Raw genomic sequence first — 17,263 nt, forward strand, 5'->3', positions numbered from 1 at the left:
TGTGGCCGTTCACCCTCTCAGGTCGGCTACGCATCGTCGCCTTGGTGAGCCGTTACCTCACCAACTAGCTAATGCGCCGCAGGCCCATCCGCAAGTGACAGATTGCTCCGTCTTTCATCATTCCCTCAGGAGAGGAAATGAGATATCCGGTATTAGCTCACGTTTCCGTGGGTTATCCCGGTCTTGCAGGCAGGTTGCCTACGTGTTACTCACCCGTCCGCCGCTAACCATCAGGAGAGCAAGCTCTCCATCAAGTCCGCTCGACTTGCATGTATTAGGCACGCCGCCAGCGTTCGTCCTGAGCCAGGATCAAACTCTCCAAGAAAGTTTGTAGCTCATTTTGAATCTGACGAGATTGATTTAATCTCAATCGCTCCGGTCATAAGACCTTCGCGTTTATACTCACTCGTTGTTCAGTTTTCAAAGATCAAACTTCATTTCGTTACCGGAAGCTCATCGCCTCAGCAACTTTTATAGTATATCATGCTCTCAGCAAGTTTGCAAGCTCTTTTTATATTTCTTTTAAAAAGCTGTGTTATCAACATTCCTGCTTTAAGAGGGCAAGAAATAATATAACACAGCCTTTAATATGAAGTCAACTATTTATGAAGAAATAATTTCGTTGATACATAACTGTCTTTGCTGAATCAGGTTGATAATCTGTCCGTTGACAGAGACCATAGGCCGTGTCGGATGATTGCGGTCCGTGAAGACGATTTCTCCAATTTGATCATTGCTTAGTCGGACAACGGTGCCGTTATGAAACTCTGTCACTTTGCTGATCAAAGTGTTGACGATACTTGGATCCAACTTACCAAAAGCTTCTGCATGAATTTGCTCCAGCACCAGGTACGGAGATTGGGCTTTCTGGTATACGCGATTCAGCGTCATGGCGTGGAATATATCAACGATGCCAACAATTTTCGCATAGATGTGAATCTTTCCTCCATCCAGCCGAAGAGGATACCCTGAGCCGTCTACCTTTTCATGATGCTGCAGAGCAGCCAAGCGTACGCCCTCATTAATAGCCGTTACATTTTTCAGCAGCTGATAGCCGTAGGTGGTATGTCTCTTCATCTCTTCAACTTCCTCTGCAGTAAGAGGCTGTGGCTTGTACAATACGGCCGGATCGATTTTGAAGTTACCGATATCATGGAATAAGCCTGCAAAAGCAGCCTGCATCCAATCCTTCTTCTGTAACCCTACCCATCTGGCCAGCTGATAGGATGACAACGCACAAAGGACTGCGTGGTGATAAATATAGTCATACTCGCTCATGCTTCTTGGGGAAAAGGTTAATAAATTATAGTCCTTAATCTGCGAAATAAGAGCCTCCAGCTGGCCTCTGAGTTCAAAAATCGGGATCTCTGCCGCAATAACGGAAGGGTATGTGCTTTTTACCAGTTGAATCATCCTGTCATATTCCTCTAGAAAACTGGAACGTTGGACGGTTGTGACTGAGTCCTTTCCGGCCTGAACTGAAAGGGCGCTCCGCTGCGGGATCGCCGCTCTGCTGTCAACGGAGCTCTTCGTTTCCTGCTCTCCGTTGTCAACGTCAACCGACTGCACCATAAATGCACGCAGGATTTCCAGGTCTCTCGGCAGCAGTACCGTTCCCTTCTGTAGCAGCAATCCGCCCAATGGCGTGTGAACATCCTTGGATAATTTTAAACCGGGTTTGATTTCCGTAATCGATACGCTGGCCATTAATCCATTCACTCATTTCCGACTCATATGGTGGTAATATACACCAATTATATTACGGATAAGAACGCTGTACAATCGCCTGCTTGCCATATGGGGCCAAGAAAAAAAGCATGAATCTGATGGAATCAGACTCATGCTCTTAGCGTTTGCCGTATTAACGGAATTATTCTTCGTCCGGTGCCTCATCCGAAGCATCCGTCATTTCAGGTGCAGGTGCTCCGGTGTCGTCAGGCTCCGCGCCTTCTTCCGATCCGTTGCCGACCTCTTGCCCTTCAATCAAGACTACGTCTTCATCCTCCGGATCGTCGCTCTTATCCACGCGGCATACGGTCGCTACAGAATCATCCTCACGGATGTTAATCAGCTTCACGCCCTGCGTGTAGCGTCCCATCGTGGAGATTCCCTCCATGCTGGTCCGGATCAACGTGCCACTGGTGGTAATGATCATCAGGTCTTCCTCGGACTTCACGACCTTCAGCCCAACCACCGGTCCGTTCTTGTCCGTGACGTTGATGGTTTTAATCCCCTTACCGCCACGCGTTTGCGAACGGTAATCGCTGGCAGGGGTACGCTTGCCGTATCCCTTGGACGTTACGATCAGGACATCCAGCTCTTTATCGATGACGTCCATGCCGATCACCGAGTCGCCTTCATCCAGGGTAATCCCTTTAACCCCTGTCGCTCCGCGCCCCATCGACCGCACATCATGCTCAGAGAAGCGGATGGACATGCCGTGGGCTGTACCCATGATCATTTCCTGCTTACCATCCGTCAGCTTGACTTCAATCAAGCAGTCGTCTTCGCGCAAGTTGATCGCGATCAATCCGCCTTTGCGGATATTCACATAATCTTCGAGAGGCGTCTTCTTCACAACCCCGCTGCGGGTAACGAAGAACAGGTATTTGTCATCCTCAAACTCAGAGACCGGAATCACGGCATTGATCGTCTCTCCCTGTTCGATCTGGATGAGGTTAATAATCGCCGTTCCCCGGGCGGTACGGCCGAGTTCAGGAATTTCGTACGCCTTCAGGCGGTACACCTTACCCCGATCCGTGAAGAACATCAGGTAATTATGCGAGTTGGTAACGAAGAGATGCTCGACAAAGTCCTCATCTTTCATATCAAGCCCTGTCACCCCGCGTCCGCCGCGTTTCTGGCTGCGATAGGTATTGGCAGGCAGACGTTTGATGTATCCCGTATGCGTGATCGTGATAACCACTTCTTCACGCGGAATCAGGTCTTCATCCAGAATGCTCTCTTCACCAACGGTAATTTCGGTGCGGCGCTCGTCGCCGAAGCGCTCCTTGATTTCTTGAAGCTCATTCGTAATAATGTCCAGAACAAGCTCTTCATTCGCGAGAATTTCACGGTACTCGGCAATCTTCACCATAAGCTCCTGGTACTCGGCCTCGATTTTCTCGCGTTCCAAACCGGTCAGGCGCTGGAGTCTCATTTCCAGAATGGCCTGGGTTTGCTCAAGGCTTAGGCTGAAACGCTCGATCAAACGGTCACGGGCAATTTCCGTCGTTTGAGAAGAACGAATAATCGAGATGACTTCATCCAGATGGTCAAGTGCGATTCGCAAGCCTTCCAAAATATGAGCGCGGGCTTCCGCCTTTTTCAGATCATACTCGGTCCGGCGGCGGATAACTTCAATCTGGTGCTGCAAATAATAGTACAATGCATCGCGCAGCGTCAGAACCTTCGGCTCCTTGTTCACGATCGCCAGCATGTTGATGCCGAACGTGGATTGCAGTGCCGTATGTTTGTACAGATTATTCAGCATGACGCTCGGATTGACATCACGGCGCAGCTCGATAACGATTCGCATACCGGTCCGGTCGGATTCGTCCCGCAGATCGGTAATGCCCTCGAGTCTCTTCTCGCGCACGAGCTCAGCGATTTTCTCGACCAAACGCGCTTTATTGACCTGATAAGGCAGCTCGGTCACAATGATACGCGCTTTATTGTTGACTTCTTCAATTTCGGCTTTGGCCCGCATCGTGACGGATCCACGGCCAGTCTCATATGCCTGGCGGATTCCCTGCCGGCCTAAAATGAAGCCCCGGGTAGGGAAGTCAGGACCCTTGATATATTCCATCAATTCCAGTGACGTAATGTCGGGGTTCTTGATGAGTGCCTGTACACCATCAATCACTTCGCTCAAGTTATGAGGTGGAATATTGGTGGCCATACCGACCGCGATTCCCGATACCCCATTGACCAGCAGGTTCGGATAACGTGCAGGAAGCACAACCGGCTCCAGTTCCTCGCCATCATAGTTTTCGGTAAAATCAATTGTCTCTTTGTTGATATCGCGCAGCATCTCGATGGCGATCTTGGAAAGACGCGCTTCGGTGTAACGCATGGCTGCTGCAAAGTCACCGTCAACGGATCCAAAGTTTCCATGGCCTTCAACAAGCATATAACGCATCGAAAAATCCTGTGCCATTCGAACCATGGACTCGTATACAGCCGAGTCACCATGCGGGTGATACTTACCGATGACCTCACCCACGATTCTCGCCGATTTCTTAAATGGTTTATCCGGATACATACCGAGCTCCGACATCGCGTACAGGATACGCCGGTGAACAGGCTTCATCCCGTCCCGCACATCCGGCAAAGCCCGGGAAACAATAACGCTCATCGCATAATCCATAAAGGATTCGCGCATTTCGTCGCGTATGTCCCGATCTTTGATTTGCGAGCCTCTTTCTTCCGCCATGGTGGACCTCCTCCAATTTCTATCAAACCACTAACATGTCTTGTCAGACGATTCATTTAGTACAGCAAATAAAAAATCAATATATGAGGAAAAACGTCTATCGACGTACATTCTTTGCAGGCTGGGCCTAGCGCCCGTACTTCCGCAAAAGCTCCCATAACTTTCAGGCTCATGCAAGCCTGTTAAAGTTCAATTCCTTCTTGCCCGAGTGAACCGAAAAGCGCATAAGCGCAGGGCTGAAAAGGTGAAATCAACGGACGAGAATCCGCAAACCCACCAACCTTTATTATATTACTTTCACAAAAAGAGCACAATTAAACGTTTGAGCGCCGCCGGCTCCGCAGCTGCCCAAGTTCCGCTTCTCTAGGGATTCGCCCGGCCTTCTGTGCCTTTTCCACATATACTGGTAGGGCAACAGGGACGCCTAGTGCTGTTTTGAGCAAACAAAACACCACATCTTTATATTATACCATTGTTTTGCTTGCTTGTCCTATGTTTTACGCCTGTGAACCGCGGAGAAGAAGCTCCGGCCGACAAGCACATAACAAGGCCAATCACGTAGAAAGGATGATATTTCTTGGCGATTCAACGTGTTGCAAGCAAATGGGCGAAAACCCAGGTCCTTTTACAGAATCAACAGGTATCTCCTTACATTCCCTTAACGCAAAAATATACACGTGCTACGCTGGGTAATATGCTTGAAAACACACCTCTTGTATACATTAAGCCGGACCGCGGCACATACGGCAACGGGGTCATGAACGTACAGCGGCACGGTGAACCTGACGCTCCAGCTGGCGAGCAGCCCGCTGAGGGTCCTCCCCACACTGGAGTGGAATATACCTTGCGCTACGGCATACGCTCCGAGACGTACGCGAACCTGGATGCGCTGCATCTGGCCATTCTCAGACACACAAGAGGAAAGTTTTATATTATTCAACAGGGGATCGTGACTTTGAAGTACGAGGAGCGCCAGTTTGATCTGAGAATTCTGACCCAAAAAACACCCTACCGTAATTGGGAGACGACAGGCATCATCGGCCGGGTGGCCGCTAAGAACATGATCATCACGAATTACCACGGCGGAGGTTCCGTACGCCTGCTGAACGAACTGCTCGAGGGGAACGTAAGCCCTGAAGAAGCCCCTCACTTGGAACGAAAGCTGTATGAGCTGGGTGTAGCCACCGCACAGCAGCTGCAGACCAAATTCCCCGGTATCAAGGAGATTGGCCTCGACGTAGCCATCGACGAGCAGCTCAACCCCTGGATCCTTGAAGTGAATACGCTCCCCGCCATCTTTCCGTTTAAAAAGTTCTTCAAGGATAAAAGCATTTACCGCCGCATAGAACGTTATGCGATCAACTATGGGAGGCTCCCCGGCAGAAGTAAACGGAGAGGCAGCTATTAACAAAAACAAGAGAAGCTCCGGTTTCGGAAACTTCTCTTGTTTTGTCTGTCTATATCATCTTGGGCCGGACTCACCAACAAGTTAGGTGGGTTTCAAGCTTAAATGTCCAGATTTTTAACGGTTTTTGCGTGTTCGTGAATAAAATCACGCCGCGGTTCAACGCTGTCACCCATTAGGGTGTCGAAAATAAGGTCTGCCTGCATGGCGTCTTCAATCGTCACCTGCAGCATGGTGCGGCTCTCCGGATCCATGGTTGTCTCCCACAGCTGTTCCGGATTCATCTCTCCCAGACCTTTATACCGCTGGATGTTAATTTTGGCTCCCTCTCCGAACTCAGCGATGATTTCATCGCGCTCCTTCTCGGAACCTGCATAGCGGATCGTCTTATTGCGCTCAATTTTGAAGAGCGGCGGCTGCGCGATGTATACGTATCCCGCTTCCAGCAGCTGACGCATGTACCGGTAGAAGAAGGTCAGCAGCAGCGTGCGAATGTGCGCGCCGTCGACATCGGCATCGGTCATGATAATGAGTTTGTGATACCGGGCTTTGCTGAGGTCGAAGTCTTCGTCGCCAATACCCGTACCCATCGCCGTTACGATCGCCCGGATCTCCAAATTAGACAAAATGCGGTCAAGACGCGCCTTCTCAACGTTCAGGATTTTACCGCGGATCGGCAAAATCGCCTGGAAATGCCGGTCGCGTCCCTGCTTGGCGGATCCGCCGGCAGAGTCCCCTTCGACGATGTACAGCTCGCAAATGGACGCATCCTTCGATGAGCAGTCCGCCAGCTTGCCGGGAAGGGCGCTGACTTCTAGCGCACTCTTGCGGCGCGTCAACTCACGGGCTTTACGTGCAGCTTCGCGCGCGCGGGATGCCTGCAGCGCCTTTTCCAAGATTCGCCGGGATACGGCAGGATTCTCTTCAAGGAACTCGGACAGCTTCTCGGAGAAGAGGGATTCCACGATGCCGCGGACTTCACTGTTGCCGAGTTTCGTTTTCGTCTGGCCTTCGAACTGCGGCTCCGGAATTTTGACCGAAATAATGGCTGTCAGGCCCTCGCGCACATCGTCGCCGGACAGATTGGAGCCGTCTTTGACGAGGCCGCTCTTGCGGCAATATTCGTTAATAATCCGGGTCAAGGCACTCTTGAAGCCGGATTCGTGGGTTCCACCCTCATGCGTATTGATATTGTTGGCAAAAGAATAAATGTTCTCGGTGTAGCTCTCATTGTACTGCAGCGCGATCTCTGCTTGAATGTTGTCACGCGAGCCCTCTACATAGATCGGCTCTTCATGAAGAACTTCCTTTTTCTCATTCAGGAACTTGACGTATTCGATAATACCGCCCTCGTACTTGAAGTAGTTGGAGGCCCCCGTGCGCTCATCCGTCAGCGTCAGAGCAATGCCTTTGTTCAAAAAGGCCAGCTCGCGAATCCGCGTCAGGAGAGTATTGTAGTCATATTCCGTAGTCTCCGTGAAAATTTCCGGATCCGGCAGGAAGGTAACAGTCGTACCGTGCTCGTCGGTATCCCCGACAACTTTGACGTCATACTGGGGCACGCCGCGCCGGTATTCCTGCTGATAAATATGTCCATTCAACCTAACTTGGACAACGACCTTGGTGGACAATGCGTTAACGACGGATACGCCCACGCCGTGCAGGCCGCCGGATACCTTATATCCCCCGCCGCCGAACTTACCACCGGCATGAAGCACGGTCATAACGACTTCAAGCGTCGATTTTTTCAGTTTCTCGTTCTCACCAACCGGAATACCGCGCCCGTTGTCGACAACCGTGATGCTGTTATCCTTGTGGACAATGACTTCGATATGGTCGCATACGCCCGCCATCGCCTCGTCGATACTGTTGTCCACCACTTCCCAGACCAGGTGATGGAGTCCTTTGACGCTGGTCGATCCGATATACATGCCCGGCCGTTTGCGGACGGCTTCCAGACCCTCCAGAACCTGAATCTGACTCTCATCATATTGCGGTTGATTCATAGACATGCCTGTCACCTACTTCTATATATTCTACGTTTGCTGATTGGAGTGTACCTGCGTTCACAGTGTCCTAAGCGTTGGCGAAGAAGACATTCGCCCGCTTCTTAAGCGTGGATGAGGAAATTGGAGAGTAATAGACGGTGCTCTTCGTCACGACGATGGATTTGGCTTCCTCTTCGCCAATGTACTCCACGTTCTTTTCCTGCCGGGCATGGCTTACAAACTGTTTGGATATTTTGGAGGATTTCTCGATTGAAATGTCAAAGATCGCAACCAGCTCCGCAGAACGGATGATTTTTTCACCGCCCAGATGGATATACATAACCATTCCCCATTCCTTAAGAGTTGACCTGTCCCGCATGAACATGATAGATGTTCGCGTTCTTCAGTTTATCGGCATTCAAACTTTCGATTCCCGTCGCCGTGATAAAGGTCTGAACCTTGCTCTGAAAAGTCTCAATCAATTGCGTTTGCCGGTAAGGATCAAGCTCGGACAGCACATCATCCAGCAAGAGCACCGGATACTCTCCGATCTCCTCCTGGATCAGTTCGATTTCAGCCAGTTTAAGAGACAGAGCGGTCGTTCTCTGCTGTCCCTGTGAACCGTACGTATGAACTTCCTTGCCGTTAATGAAAAAGGCCATGTCGTCGCGGTGGGGCCCGGCGAGGGTCATCCCGCGGCGCACTTCTTGATCCTTCACTTGTGATAACTTTAACATAAATTGTTCAAAAAGATAAGCTTCATCTTCCTCCTCGGCGTCGCCAAACGACGGCTGATAGACAAGCTTCAGCGATTCCCCGCCGCTTGTGATGCCTTGGTGGATCGTTTCCGCCCACTTCTGCAGCTTTATTATGAATTGTTTCCTCTTTTTGATGATTTTAACACCATGCTCCACGAGCTGCTGATCCCAGATTTCCAGCATGCCTGGCTTTACGCTGTCTTTCCCCCACATCTGTTTCAACAGGTTGTTCCGCTGGTTAAGAACTTTCTGGTACTGCTGCAAATGATAGAGATATCCCGGTTGGACCTGGCCGATCTCCATATCAAGGAACCGCCGGCGGATGCCCGGTGTGCCTTTCACAATTTCCAAATCTTCCGGGGCAAACATCACCACGTTCAGCGCACCGATAAAATCGCTCAGCTTCCGCTGCTCGAGTCCGTTAATCTTCGCCTTCTTCCCCTGTGGGGACATCGTCAAATCGAGGGTAAGCGGACCGTACTTCTTATCCACAACCGCGGACAAATGCGCGCTTCCTCCTTCAAACGAAATCAGCTCCCGATCTTTGGAGGTCCGGTGACTTTTAGTTAATGCCAACACAAAAATAGCCTCCAGCAAATTGGTTTTGCCTTGGGCATTTTGTCCGATCAGCAGATTTACGTCTCCAAAAGAATCCAGCTGCAGCTTCTCGTAGTTGCGATAATGCTGCAGACTGATATTTTTAACAAACACGCCTTATCCTCCCCATCTTCGCCGGCCGCCGCCGACAGCAGCGGCCTGGGGGCACTTTATGCCTCTTGTGATACCACAAATTCGCCGCAGTCCGTCACTTTGACCTGATCGCCCGGATACAGCTTCCGTCCCCGGCGGTCTTCCGGATCCCCGTTTACGGTCACCATGTTCTCCGCCAGCAGGGCTTTGGCCATTCCCCCTGTGGATACGCAGTTGGCGAGCTTCAGAAATTGGTCAAGCTTAATATATTCACTGTGGATAACTATTTTGTTCATCAGGAATCCTTTCGCTGTGGACAAGTTTTGCTTAGTTGGTGGTCCGGTACGGAAGAATGACGTACAGGCTTTGGCTGTCATCCACCGGCTTCAGAATGATCGGGCTCATGATGCCGGTAAAGGCAATTTTGAGCTGCTCGCTTTCCACCACTTTCAGCACGTCCAGCATATATTTCGAGTTAAAAGAGATTTTCAGAGGTTCCCCTTTAAAATCAATCACGTCCAGCTCTTCGCGCACTTTACCGAGTTCCGACGAGCTGGAAGAAATTTCGATACCCCCATGCTCCATCGTCTGCAGGCGTACGATATTCGTCTTCTCCTCTCTGGAGAGCAAATAAGCGCGGTCGATCGACTCGCTTAATTTTTTTGTGTCCAAAACCAGTTCTGTTTTGTAGTTTGTCGGAATAATCCTAGAAGTATCCGGATAAATGCCGTCCAGGATGCGGGAATAGAACAGGACCCGGTCGATCTTGAACAGCACCTGGTTGTCGGCCACGACGATATCGACCAGCGTATTCTGGTCGGGAATGATCTTGCTCAGCTCGTTCAGCGTCTTACCGGCAATAACGACATTATGAAACTTCACTTCGTCGGCCCCTTCCAAATGAGCGGAGCGGGTGGCCAGGCGGTGTCGGTCGGTAGCGGTAAACTTCAGCTCGTTTTGATCCAGGTTCCACAGAACCCCCGTCAGGATCGGTGTCGTCTCATGCGTGGAAATGGAAAAACCGGTTTGGCGGATCATGTTTTTGAGCAGCGCTCCCGGCAGGGAAATCGTTTGGTTCCCCTCGATATCAGGCAGCACCGGGAATTCCTCCGGATCCAGACCGACCATCTGAATTTCGGTGGCTCCCGAAGAAATAAAGGTTTGGAACTGGTCTTTGACCTCCATTTGAATTTCCTGAGAAGGCAGTTTCTTGATAATTTCCACGAAGAATTTGGCTGGCAGCACGACGCTGCCCGGTTGTTCGACCGTGACGATAGTGCGTTCGCTATCCTCCACCGGAATAAAGGACTGAATGGAAATATCGGTGTCACTCGCTGTGAGGGTAACTCCCGAATGATTCACGTCAAGCTTGATGCCGGACAGGATCGGAATGGTGGTTCGGCTCGATATCGCCTTGGATACGTGCTGGATGGATTCGTTAAGAACGTTTTTAAGGATGCTGATTTTCATAGTTTCACTCCTAGCAGGAAATTCGGATTGCAAGACTACTCCGGTATGCCGGCTGCGTGCAGCCTATTTATGAATATTATTTTATTTAAATAATATAGTAATAGCAGTAGGCGCACTGAATTTGTGGATAAGTTCAAAAACCTCAATAAAATCAAGCCTATTCACATGTGTATAGATTGTGCATAGGCTTTGAACTTGTTCAGGTTGGATTTTTGATTTTTTCCGTGATGTTATTGATGACTTTGAACAGATCCTGGTCCTCTTTCAGAGACTGGGATATTTTCTCGTGGGCATGGATGACGGTCGTATGGTCTCTTCCCCCGAAGGCCTCGCCGATTTTGGGCAGCGAGAAATCCGTCAGTTCCCTGGACAAGTACATGGCGATCTGTCTTGGAAAAGCGACGGCTTTGGTCCGTTTCCGCGCTTTGAAATCCTCAAGCTTCAGGTTGTAGTACTCCCCGACCTTCTGCTGAATGTCCTGAATGGTGATCATCTTCGGTCTGCTGGACGGGATGATATCCTTCAGCGCTTCGGCAGCCAGATGCGTGGTCACGTCCTGATTGGTCAGCGATGAATAGGCGACGACGCGAATCAGCGCCCCTTCCAGCTCCCTGATGTTCGTGTCGATCTGATTGGCGATGTACATCATCGCTTCATTCGGAATATCGAGATTCTCTGCCTTGGCCTTCTTCCGCAGGATTGCGATCCGCGTCTCCAGGTCCGGCGGCTGGATATCCGTAATCAGCCCCCATTCAAAGCGCGAGCGCAGCCGATCCTCCAGCGTCGGAATTTCCTTGGGCGGCCGGTCGCTTGAGATGATGATCTGCTTCTGTTCCTCATGCAGGGCGTTGAACGTATGGAAAAATTCCTCCTGTGTCGACTCCTTGCCCGCCAGAAACTGAATATCGTCAATCAGCAAAATATCGACGTTCCGATACTTGTTGCGGAAACTCTCGGCCCGGTTGTCACGGATTGAGTTGATGAATTCATTCGTAAATTTCTCGGAAGAGATATATACGACCCGGCTGGCGGGATTGTGCTCCAGAATGTAGTGTCCGATCGCATGCATCAAGTGAGTTTTGCCAAGCCCTACCCCTCCATACAAAAACAAAGGGTTGTATGCCTTCGCCGGCGCTTCCGCGACAGCCAAAGAGGCCGCGTGAGCAAACCGGTTGCCCGAACCGATGACGAATGTGTCAAATGTATATTTCGGGTTAAGCATATGGGTTAGAGCCTCGTCAGGGGTCGCCTGAGGCATGGGCGCGGGCTGCTGTGGAGTGAGTTCGGCAGGCTTGTTCTCCTCAATAACGAATTTCACGTCAACCTGCTTCCCCAACACTTCATAGATGGTGGAGCTAACGAGTTTTGTGTAGCGGCTTTCCAGCCATTCGACAGCAAATGTGGTTGGAGCGGAAATTACGATGGAATGCTCGCTCATTTGTATCGCTTTGGTTGCTTTAAACCAGGTGTCAAAACTCGGCTTGCTGAGCTTGGTATGAATAATTGATAGGATTTGCTGCCATAATTCGGAAGTATGGCTGTCCACAGACTGTCACTCCTTTAAATCTTCCAAATGTGGCTGGGATCGAGCCATGAGTGGAAATGTCGAAAAAAGATGAATGGTGCAGAATATATCCCCAGTTTCAAAAACGGGGGAAAATAAAAAAAGTGGACAAATTGAAATTGTTCACAAGTTTATCCACAGCTTGTTGATAATATATGGGGTGAAATCACATATTCACATCCAAAAACAATATAATCATAGCAAAAGAACGCCCGTTTATCAATGAAATGGCTGAAATTATCCACAAATTCAATAAGTTGTGTATAATTTTTATTCACACCACTATATATTGTTTATAACGTGTTTAATTTTCGACAGCATCTCCCAAAATAAAAAATCAGTTGTGCACAGGTTATGCCGGATCTTAGAATTTTATTACGAACGATGTGAACAAGTGGATAAATCCGAATTGTGGATTTTTTAGGTTTGTTGGGCCGGAGGTTGTGGAAAACTCGGATGGCTGGATTTTAATATGAGATGATGTGGTTTTAGAGAAATGCCATCGAATGAAGTGAATACCAGGAGAAAGTGTCCACAGAACCGAGGCTGGGAGAGAGAGGGAGCGTTTAATGAGACTGCTGCTGAAAATGAAGGTGAAGCGGTGAAGCTGGCGTTCCAGATCAGACGGATCGAGAAGCGGGAGAGGGAAGCAGTAAAAAGAGGGAGAAGAGCGATCGCAGGGATTCAAATTCCGGAAAGTGGAGGAGCAGGTTTGAGTTGACTTTTGGGCCTGTTCATGATTAAATGTATAAAGGCATTTTCTGTGTTGAATGAAAATGAATATTTAACCATAAAGGTTATGAAATCCTGTAAGGGGGTGTGCAATACATGAGACCTACATTTAAACCGAATGTAAGCAAGCGCAAAAAGGTGCATGGTTTCCGGAAAAGAATGAGCACGAAAAACGGCCGCAAAGTGCTGGCAGCTCGTCGTCAGAAGGGCAGAAAAGTACTGAGCGCGTAAATTTCGTACATGAAGACCACCGAGGTGGTCTTTTTTTCATAAGAAAACGTCTATCGGCGTACAAAAATGAGTTTTCGTTTCACTTCAGCAGATTTTTTCAAGAAAAAGAGGGAGAAGCGGACCTTTTCGCCGAGTAGAAGATGTAGATACGTCCCGATCCCGATGAAATGAAAGAGGACGGGCTGTGCTCAGAGAAGTGCTCACGGTTCTCAATGTGGTTTATATCGCATAATTGATGACCATACTAGGAAGTGGAATATCGCTATATATTATATGAAGCAAAATTTCGAATGCTGATATTTTTGAAGGAAAGGCCGCTGTACATCGGGATGGCGGGCAGCAAGCAGGGGATATTCGTGCATAAAAGTTTACGTTTACGAAACCGGGCTGACTTCAGTCGCGTATATAGGCATGGGAAGTCATTTGCCAATTACCAATTCGTCGTGTATTGGTTCCGCAAAAAAGAGGTAGAGAAGTTCCGCGTCGGCATATCCGTCAGCAAGAAAGTCGGCAACGCCGTTGTACGCAACCGGATGCGAAGACTGGTCAAGGAGATTATGCGCCACCATGAAGACAAGCTGATCGAGCATGTCGATCTTGTATTTATTGTAAGAAAAGGCGCCGTTGAAATGTCCTATAAAGACCTTGAAAAAAGCGTTCTGCATGTGCTGCGGAAAGCGTCGCTGCTGAAGCCGCCGGGGCGCTGAATGCTGGTTTCTTTGTCCAATTAATTATGGTATGATTTACGGTGAATGGAAGCGTTAAGAGAGGGGTTATGAAGTGTCGCTACTTAAGACTAGCCGAGGCAGGAAATGGATCCTCCTCATCGCTGTGATGATGCTCGCAGTGGTTGTTTTAGCTGGGTGCGGAACAGGCAACACTGTGACGCATACTACAGAAGAAATGAAGGAAGGCGGCTTTTGGCAGGCTAACGTCGTTTATTATTTCTCGCTCGCATTAGATACGTTCGCCGGTTGGTTTGGCGGAGCTTACGGCTTAGCCGTCCTCGTGATGGTGATTATCGTCCGTACCATTATTCTGCCGTTGTCCATTAAGCAGGTTAGAAGTTCCAAGGCGATGCAAGCGATTCAGCCTGAACTTGCAAAGATAAAAGAGAAGTATAAGGATCAGCCGGAGAAACAGCAGCAGGAAACGATGAAGCTGTTTCAGGAGAACAGGGTTAATCCGATGGCGGGATGTCTGCCGCTGATTATCCAAATGCCGGTTTTTATCGCACTCTATAATTCCATCGTGTACAACTCGCATCTTCGTGACCACTCGTTCCTGTGGCTCCAATTGGGTAAGCCGGACCATACGTTCATCCTGCCGCTGCTGGCCGCTGCAACGACATTCCTGCAGTCCCGCATGATGTTGAAGATGAACCCGAGCCCGCAGCAGGGTGCCATGCAATTTATGATGCTGGTGTATCCGGTTTTGATTTTCTTCATGTCTTACCAGTTCCCATCCGCATTGCCGCTGTACTGGATTTACAGTAACCTGTACACTATTATCCAGAACTACTTCCTGTATCGTAACAACAATACGACTGCGAACGTAGCTGCCGTTTCTTCTGCTGGAGGAAATGCAAATGCCAAGTCTGGCAACAAAGGCAGCAGCAACAAAGGCGGTAAAGGAAATAACAAAGGGAAGAAGGGGGCAAAAAAATCTAAATGAGCAAAGTCGTCGCTTCAGGAAAAACCGTTGAAGATGCTGTAAACCAAGGGCTGGCCCAGCTTGGGGTAAGCCGCGACCGGGTCACGGTCCAAATCGTATCGCAGCCGTCAAAAGGATTCCTGGGACTGATCGGTGTCAAGGAAGCAAAGGTGGAACTTACACTGCTGCCTGAGCCCGCACCGGAACCAGTGGAGACGGCGAAACCTTTGCCACTAGATTTACTTGAACCCGAGGCTTCCTTAGAGGAAGAAGAGAAGGACCCTTACGAAATGGCTGCCGAGTTTATCATTGACGTCGGAAAGAGCATGGGGCTGGATGTGAGCGTTGAAATCCAGCACGCGAGGGATGCTACGACACTTCATATTTTCGGTCCCGATTTGGGACTGATCATCGGCAGAAGAGGACAAACCCTCGACGCCTTGCAGTATTTGGCCAACATTGTGGCGAACCGGGTGTCGAGCAGTTACGTGCGGCTTGTGCTCGATGCCGAGAACTTCCGGGAGCGCCGGAAGAAAACGCTGGAGGATTTGGCCGACCGGTTGGCGGGACGGGTGATTCGGACCCATAAAGAGGTCGTTCTTGAACCGATGTCCCCGCAGGAGCGGAAGGTGATCCACTCTAAGCTGCAGGATCATCCGCAGGTGAAGACCTACAGTAAAGGGGAAGAGCCCAACCGGCGCGTAGTCATTACGATAAAGTAAAGAGAGACCTGTACAATGACTTTATTGAGCTTACCTTTAGCTTATGAAGTCATTGTTTTTTTTGAATCTTGAATGGGATCACCGGGAGACGCCGGGCCTAGGCGTGGCAGGTCTTGATACGTCTTGTTATGGCAACAATAGAGCTAACAGAAACGGATGAACGTTTAATATAGAAAAAAGAGGTGATAGCCTTGCTTACAGATACAATCGCAGCAATATCGACAGCTGTAGGGGAAGCGGGAATCGCCGTTATCCGCGTGAGCGGACCGGACTCGATTTCCGAGGTCGAACGGATTTTTCACAGCAAAACGGCGTTAACGAAGGCGGAGTCGCATACGGTTCATTATGGGCATATCGTCGACCCAGACACCCAGGAGCGGGTGGAGGAGGTGCTAGTCACCGTGATGCGGGCGCCTCGGTCTTTTACCACGGAAGATGTGGTGGAGATCAGCACGCACGGCGGCGTGATTTCGGTCAAACGGGTGATGGATCTGCTGCTGCAGCTGGAGATCCGTCTGGCCGAGCCGGGCGAGTTCACCAAGCGGGCCTTTTTGAATGGCCGGATCGACCTTTCCCAGGCCGAAGCGGTAATCGACCTGATCCGGTCCAAGTCGGACCGTGCCTTCTCGATCGCATTGAAGCAGGTAGAGGGATCTTTGTCCCAGAAAATCGGGGAGCTGCGCCATACCTTGGTGGAAACGATGGCTCACATCGAAGTCAATATCGATTACCCGGAGCATGATGTGGAATCGCTGACGGCAGAGTTCATTAAGCAGAAAAGCAGCGAAGTTATGGAAGGTATCCAAAAGCTGCTGAAGACCGCCGAAGAAGGGAAGATTTTACGCGAGGGCATCACCACGGCGATTGTCGGACGTCCAAACGTGGGCAAGTCTTCGCTGTTGAATGCGCTGGCGCATACGAACCGTGCCATTGTGACCGATATACCAGGCACGACGCGGGATGTCATCGAGGAGTTCGTCACGATCAATAACATTCCGCTCAAGCTGCTGGACACGGCAGGAATTCGGGAAACGATGGACGTCGTGGAGAAAATCGGTGTGGAGCGCTCGAAGCATGCGGTCACAGAAGCCGATCTCATCCTGCTCGTGCTGAATGCAAGCGAGCCGCTGCATGAGGACGAACTGGAATTAATGGAACAAATCCGTGGTAGACAATCCATCGTCATTATGAATAAAATGGACTTACCTTCGCAATTGGACAGGGATCTGCTGTCCAGGTACTATCCGGATGAATTGATCGTCCCAATGTCGGTGATGACCGAAGAGGGGATCGATCTTTTGGAAAGGGCGATTTCATCGCTCTTTTTCAGCGGGAAGCTGGAGTCGGGCGATCTGACTTATGTCAGCAACGTCCGGCATATCGCTCTCCTTAAAAAGGCGTACAAATCGCTTCAGGATGCCTACGAAGCGGCGGATCAGTTCATTCCGATCGACATGATCCAGATCGATGTCCGTCTTGCTTGGGAACAGCTTGGTGAGATCACAGGCGATACGGCGGCCGAAACGCTGCTGGATCAAATTTTCTCCCAGTTCTGTTTAGGTAAATAAGTCGTTCGTTCATATAGATTCACGTATATTTTTTTCAGAAAAATAAA

General features: G+C 49.8%; 14 protein-coding genes and 1 rRNA gene. 6 read left to right on the forward strand and 9 right to left on the reverse strand.

What is annotated here, in order from left to right:
* The 3 genes from C7820_RS23905 to gyrA all read right to left on the reverse strand — a co-directional run.
* Nucleotides 1-325 (reverse strand): 16S ribosomal RNA (locus C7820_RS23905); the annotation flags it as partial.
* Nucleotides 326-603: 278 nt separating this feature from the next.
* Nucleotides 604-1,707 carry an HD-GYP domain-containing protein gene (locus C7820_RS23910; protein WP_116233174.1) on the reverse strand — a complete coding sequence of 368 codons (1,104 nt, stop codon included), beginning with the start codon at nucleotides 1,705-1,707 and terminating at the stop codon, nucleotides 604-606.
* 163 nt (nucleotides 1,708-1,870) lie between these two features.
* Nucleotides 1,871-4,435, reverse strand: coding sequence for a DNA gyrase subunit A (gyrA, locus tag C7820_RS23915; RefSeq protein WP_116233175.1), 2,565 nt, complete (start codon nucleotides 4,433-4,435; stop codon nucleotides 1,871-1,873).
* 577 nt (nucleotides 4,436-5,012) lie between these two features.
* On the opposite strand from gyrA, the gene C7820_RS23920 reads away from it, so the two are divergent.
* Complete coding sequence (locus tag C7820_RS23920; protein ID WP_116233176.1) at nucleotides 5,013-5,843, forward strand: YheC/YheD family protein; 831 nt, start codon at nucleotides 5,013-5,015, stop codon at nucleotides 5,841-5,843.
* 98 nt (nucleotides 5,844-5,941) lie between these two features.
* Here the strand turns inward: C7820_RS23920 and gyrB are convergent, their stop codons facing one another.
* The 6 genes from gyrB to dnaA form a co-directional block, all read right to left on the reverse strand.
* Nucleotides 5,942-7,852 (reverse strand): DNA topoisomerase (ATP-hydrolyzing) subunit B, encoded by a 1,911-nt coding sequence (gyrB, locus tag C7820_RS23925; RefSeq protein ID WP_116233177.1) that lies wholly within the window; start codon nucleotides 7,850-7,852, stop codon nucleotides 5,942-5,944.
* A gap of 64 nt (nucleotides 7,853-7,916) precedes the next feature.
* Nucleotides 7,917-8,168 (reverse strand): extracellular matrix regulator RemB, encoded by a 252-nt coding sequence (gene remB, locus C7820_RS23930; protein ID WP_076172512.1) that lies wholly within the window; start codon nucleotides 8,166-8,168, stop codon nucleotides 7,917-7,919.
* A 16-nt stretch (nucleotides 8,169-8,184) separates the two neighbouring features.
* A complete protein-coding gene (gene recF, locus C7820_RS23935) occupies nucleotides 8,185-9,297 on the reverse strand; it encodes a DNA replication/repair protein RecF (RefSeq protein WP_116233178.1) in 1,113 nt (370 codons plus the stop codon).
* 56 nt (nucleotides 9,298-9,353) lie between these two features.
* Nucleotides 9,354-9,572 (reverse strand): S4 domain-containing protein YaaA, encoded by a 219-nt coding sequence (yaaA, locus tag C7820_RS23940; protein WP_116233179.1) that lies wholly within the window; start codon nucleotides 9,570-9,572, stop codon nucleotides 9,354-9,356.
* A gap of 31 nt (nucleotides 9,573-9,603) precedes the next feature.
* Nucleotides 9,604-10,746, reverse strand: coding sequence for a DNA polymerase III subunit beta (dnaN, locus tag C7820_RS23945; protein ID WP_076172506.1), 1,143 nt, complete (start codon nucleotides 10,744-10,746; stop codon nucleotides 9,604-9,606).
* A gap of 199 nt (nucleotides 10,747-10,945) precedes the next feature.
* The gene (gene dnaA, locus C7820_RS23950; RefSeq protein WP_076172504.1) at nucleotides 10,946-12,292 is read right to left on the reverse strand and encodes a chromosomal replication initiator protein DnaA; all 1,347 of its coding nucleotides are present in this window, start codon (nucleotides 12,290-12,292) and stop codon (nucleotides 10,946-10,948) included.
* Between the two features lie 846 nt (nucleotides 12,293-13,138).
* On the opposite strand from dnaA, the gene rpmH reads away from it, so the two are divergent.
* The 5 genes from rpmH to mnmE all read left to right on the forward strand — a co-directional run bounded on the left by rpmH (nucleotide 13,139) and on the right by mnmE (nucleotide 17,216).
* Nucleotides 13,139-13,273, forward strand: coding sequence for a 50S ribosomal protein L34 (gene rpmH, locus C7820_RS23960; RefSeq protein WP_068778604.1), 135 nt, complete (start codon nucleotides 13,139-13,141; stop codon nucleotides 13,271-13,273).
* Between the two features lie 356 nt (nucleotides 13,274-13,629).
* Nucleotides 13,630-13,980 carry a ribonuclease P protein component gene (gene rnpA, locus C7820_RS23965; protein ID WP_076172607.1) on the forward strand — a complete coding sequence of 117 codons (351 nt, stop codon included), beginning with the start codon at nucleotides 13,630-13,632 and terminating at the stop codon, nucleotides 13,978-13,980.
* Nucleotides 13,981-14,053: 73 nt separating this feature from the next.
* The gene (locus tag C7820_RS23970; RefSeq protein WP_116233181.1) at nucleotides 14,054-14,947 is read left to right on the forward strand and encodes a YidC/Oxa1 family membrane protein insertase; all 894 of its coding nucleotides are present in this window, start codon (nucleotides 14,054-14,056) and stop codon (nucleotides 14,945-14,947) included.
* Nucleotides 14,944-15,648: an RNA-binding cell elongation regulator Jag/EloR gene (gene jag, locus C7820_RS23975; protein ID WP_116233182.1), complete on the forward strand. Its 705-nt coding sequence runs from the start codon at nucleotides 14,944-14,946 to the stop codon at nucleotides 15,646-15,648. Before C7820_RS23970 ends, jag begins: the two co-directional genes overlap by 4 nt.
* A gap of 191 nt (nucleotides 15,649-15,839) precedes the next feature.
* Nucleotides 15,840-17,216, forward strand: a complete 1,377-nt coding sequence (gene mnmE / locus C7820_RS23980; protein ID WP_116233183.1) for a tRNA uridine-5-carboxymethylaminomethyl(34) synthesis GTPase MnmE — start codon at nucleotides 15,840-15,842, stop codon at nucleotides 17,214-17,216.
* Nucleotides 17,217-17,263 lie beyond the last annotated feature (47 nt).

This window comes from Paenibacillus sp. VMFN-D1 (assembly GCF_003386155.1).
Lineage (GTDB): Bacteria > Bacillota > Bacilli > Paenibacillales > Paenibacillaceae > Paenibacillus_AQ > Paenibacillus_AQ favisporus.

What these genes read in the sequence shown, in the direction of transcription:
- dnaN (WP_076172506.1), bottom strand. Translation starts at nt 10,746, where the DNA reads ATGAAAATCAGCATCCTTAAAAACGTTCTTAACGAATCCATCCAGCAC.
- gyrA (WP_116233175.1), bottom strand. Translation starts at nt 4,435, where the DNA reads ATGGCGGAAGAAAGAGGCTCGCAAATCAAAGATCGGGACATACGCGAC.
- C7820_RS23910 (WP_116233174.1), bottom strand. Translation starts at nt 1,707, where the DNA reads ATGGCCAGCGTATCGATTACGGAAATCAAACCCGGTTTAAAATTATCC.
- jag (WP_116233182.1), top strand. Translation starts at nt 14,944, where the DNA reads ATGAGCAAAGTCGTCGCTTCAGGAAAAACCGTTGAAGATGCTGTAAAC.
- gyrB (WP_116233177.1), bottom strand. Translation starts at nt 7,852, where the DNA reads ATGTCTATGAATCAACCGCAATATGATGAGAGTCAGATTCAGGTTCTG.
- yaaA (WP_116233179.1), bottom strand. Translation starts at nt 9,572, where the DNA reads ATGAACAAAATAGTTATCCACAGTGAATATATTAAGCTTGACCAATTT.
- remB (WP_076172512.1), bottom strand. Translation starts at nt 8,168, where the DNA reads ATGTATATCCATCTGGGCGGTGAAAAAATCATCCGTTCTGCGGAGCTG.
- rpmH (WP_068778604.1), top strand. Translation starts at nt 13,139, where the DNA reads ATGAGACCTACATTTAAACCGAATGTAAGCAAGCGCAAAAAGGTGCAT.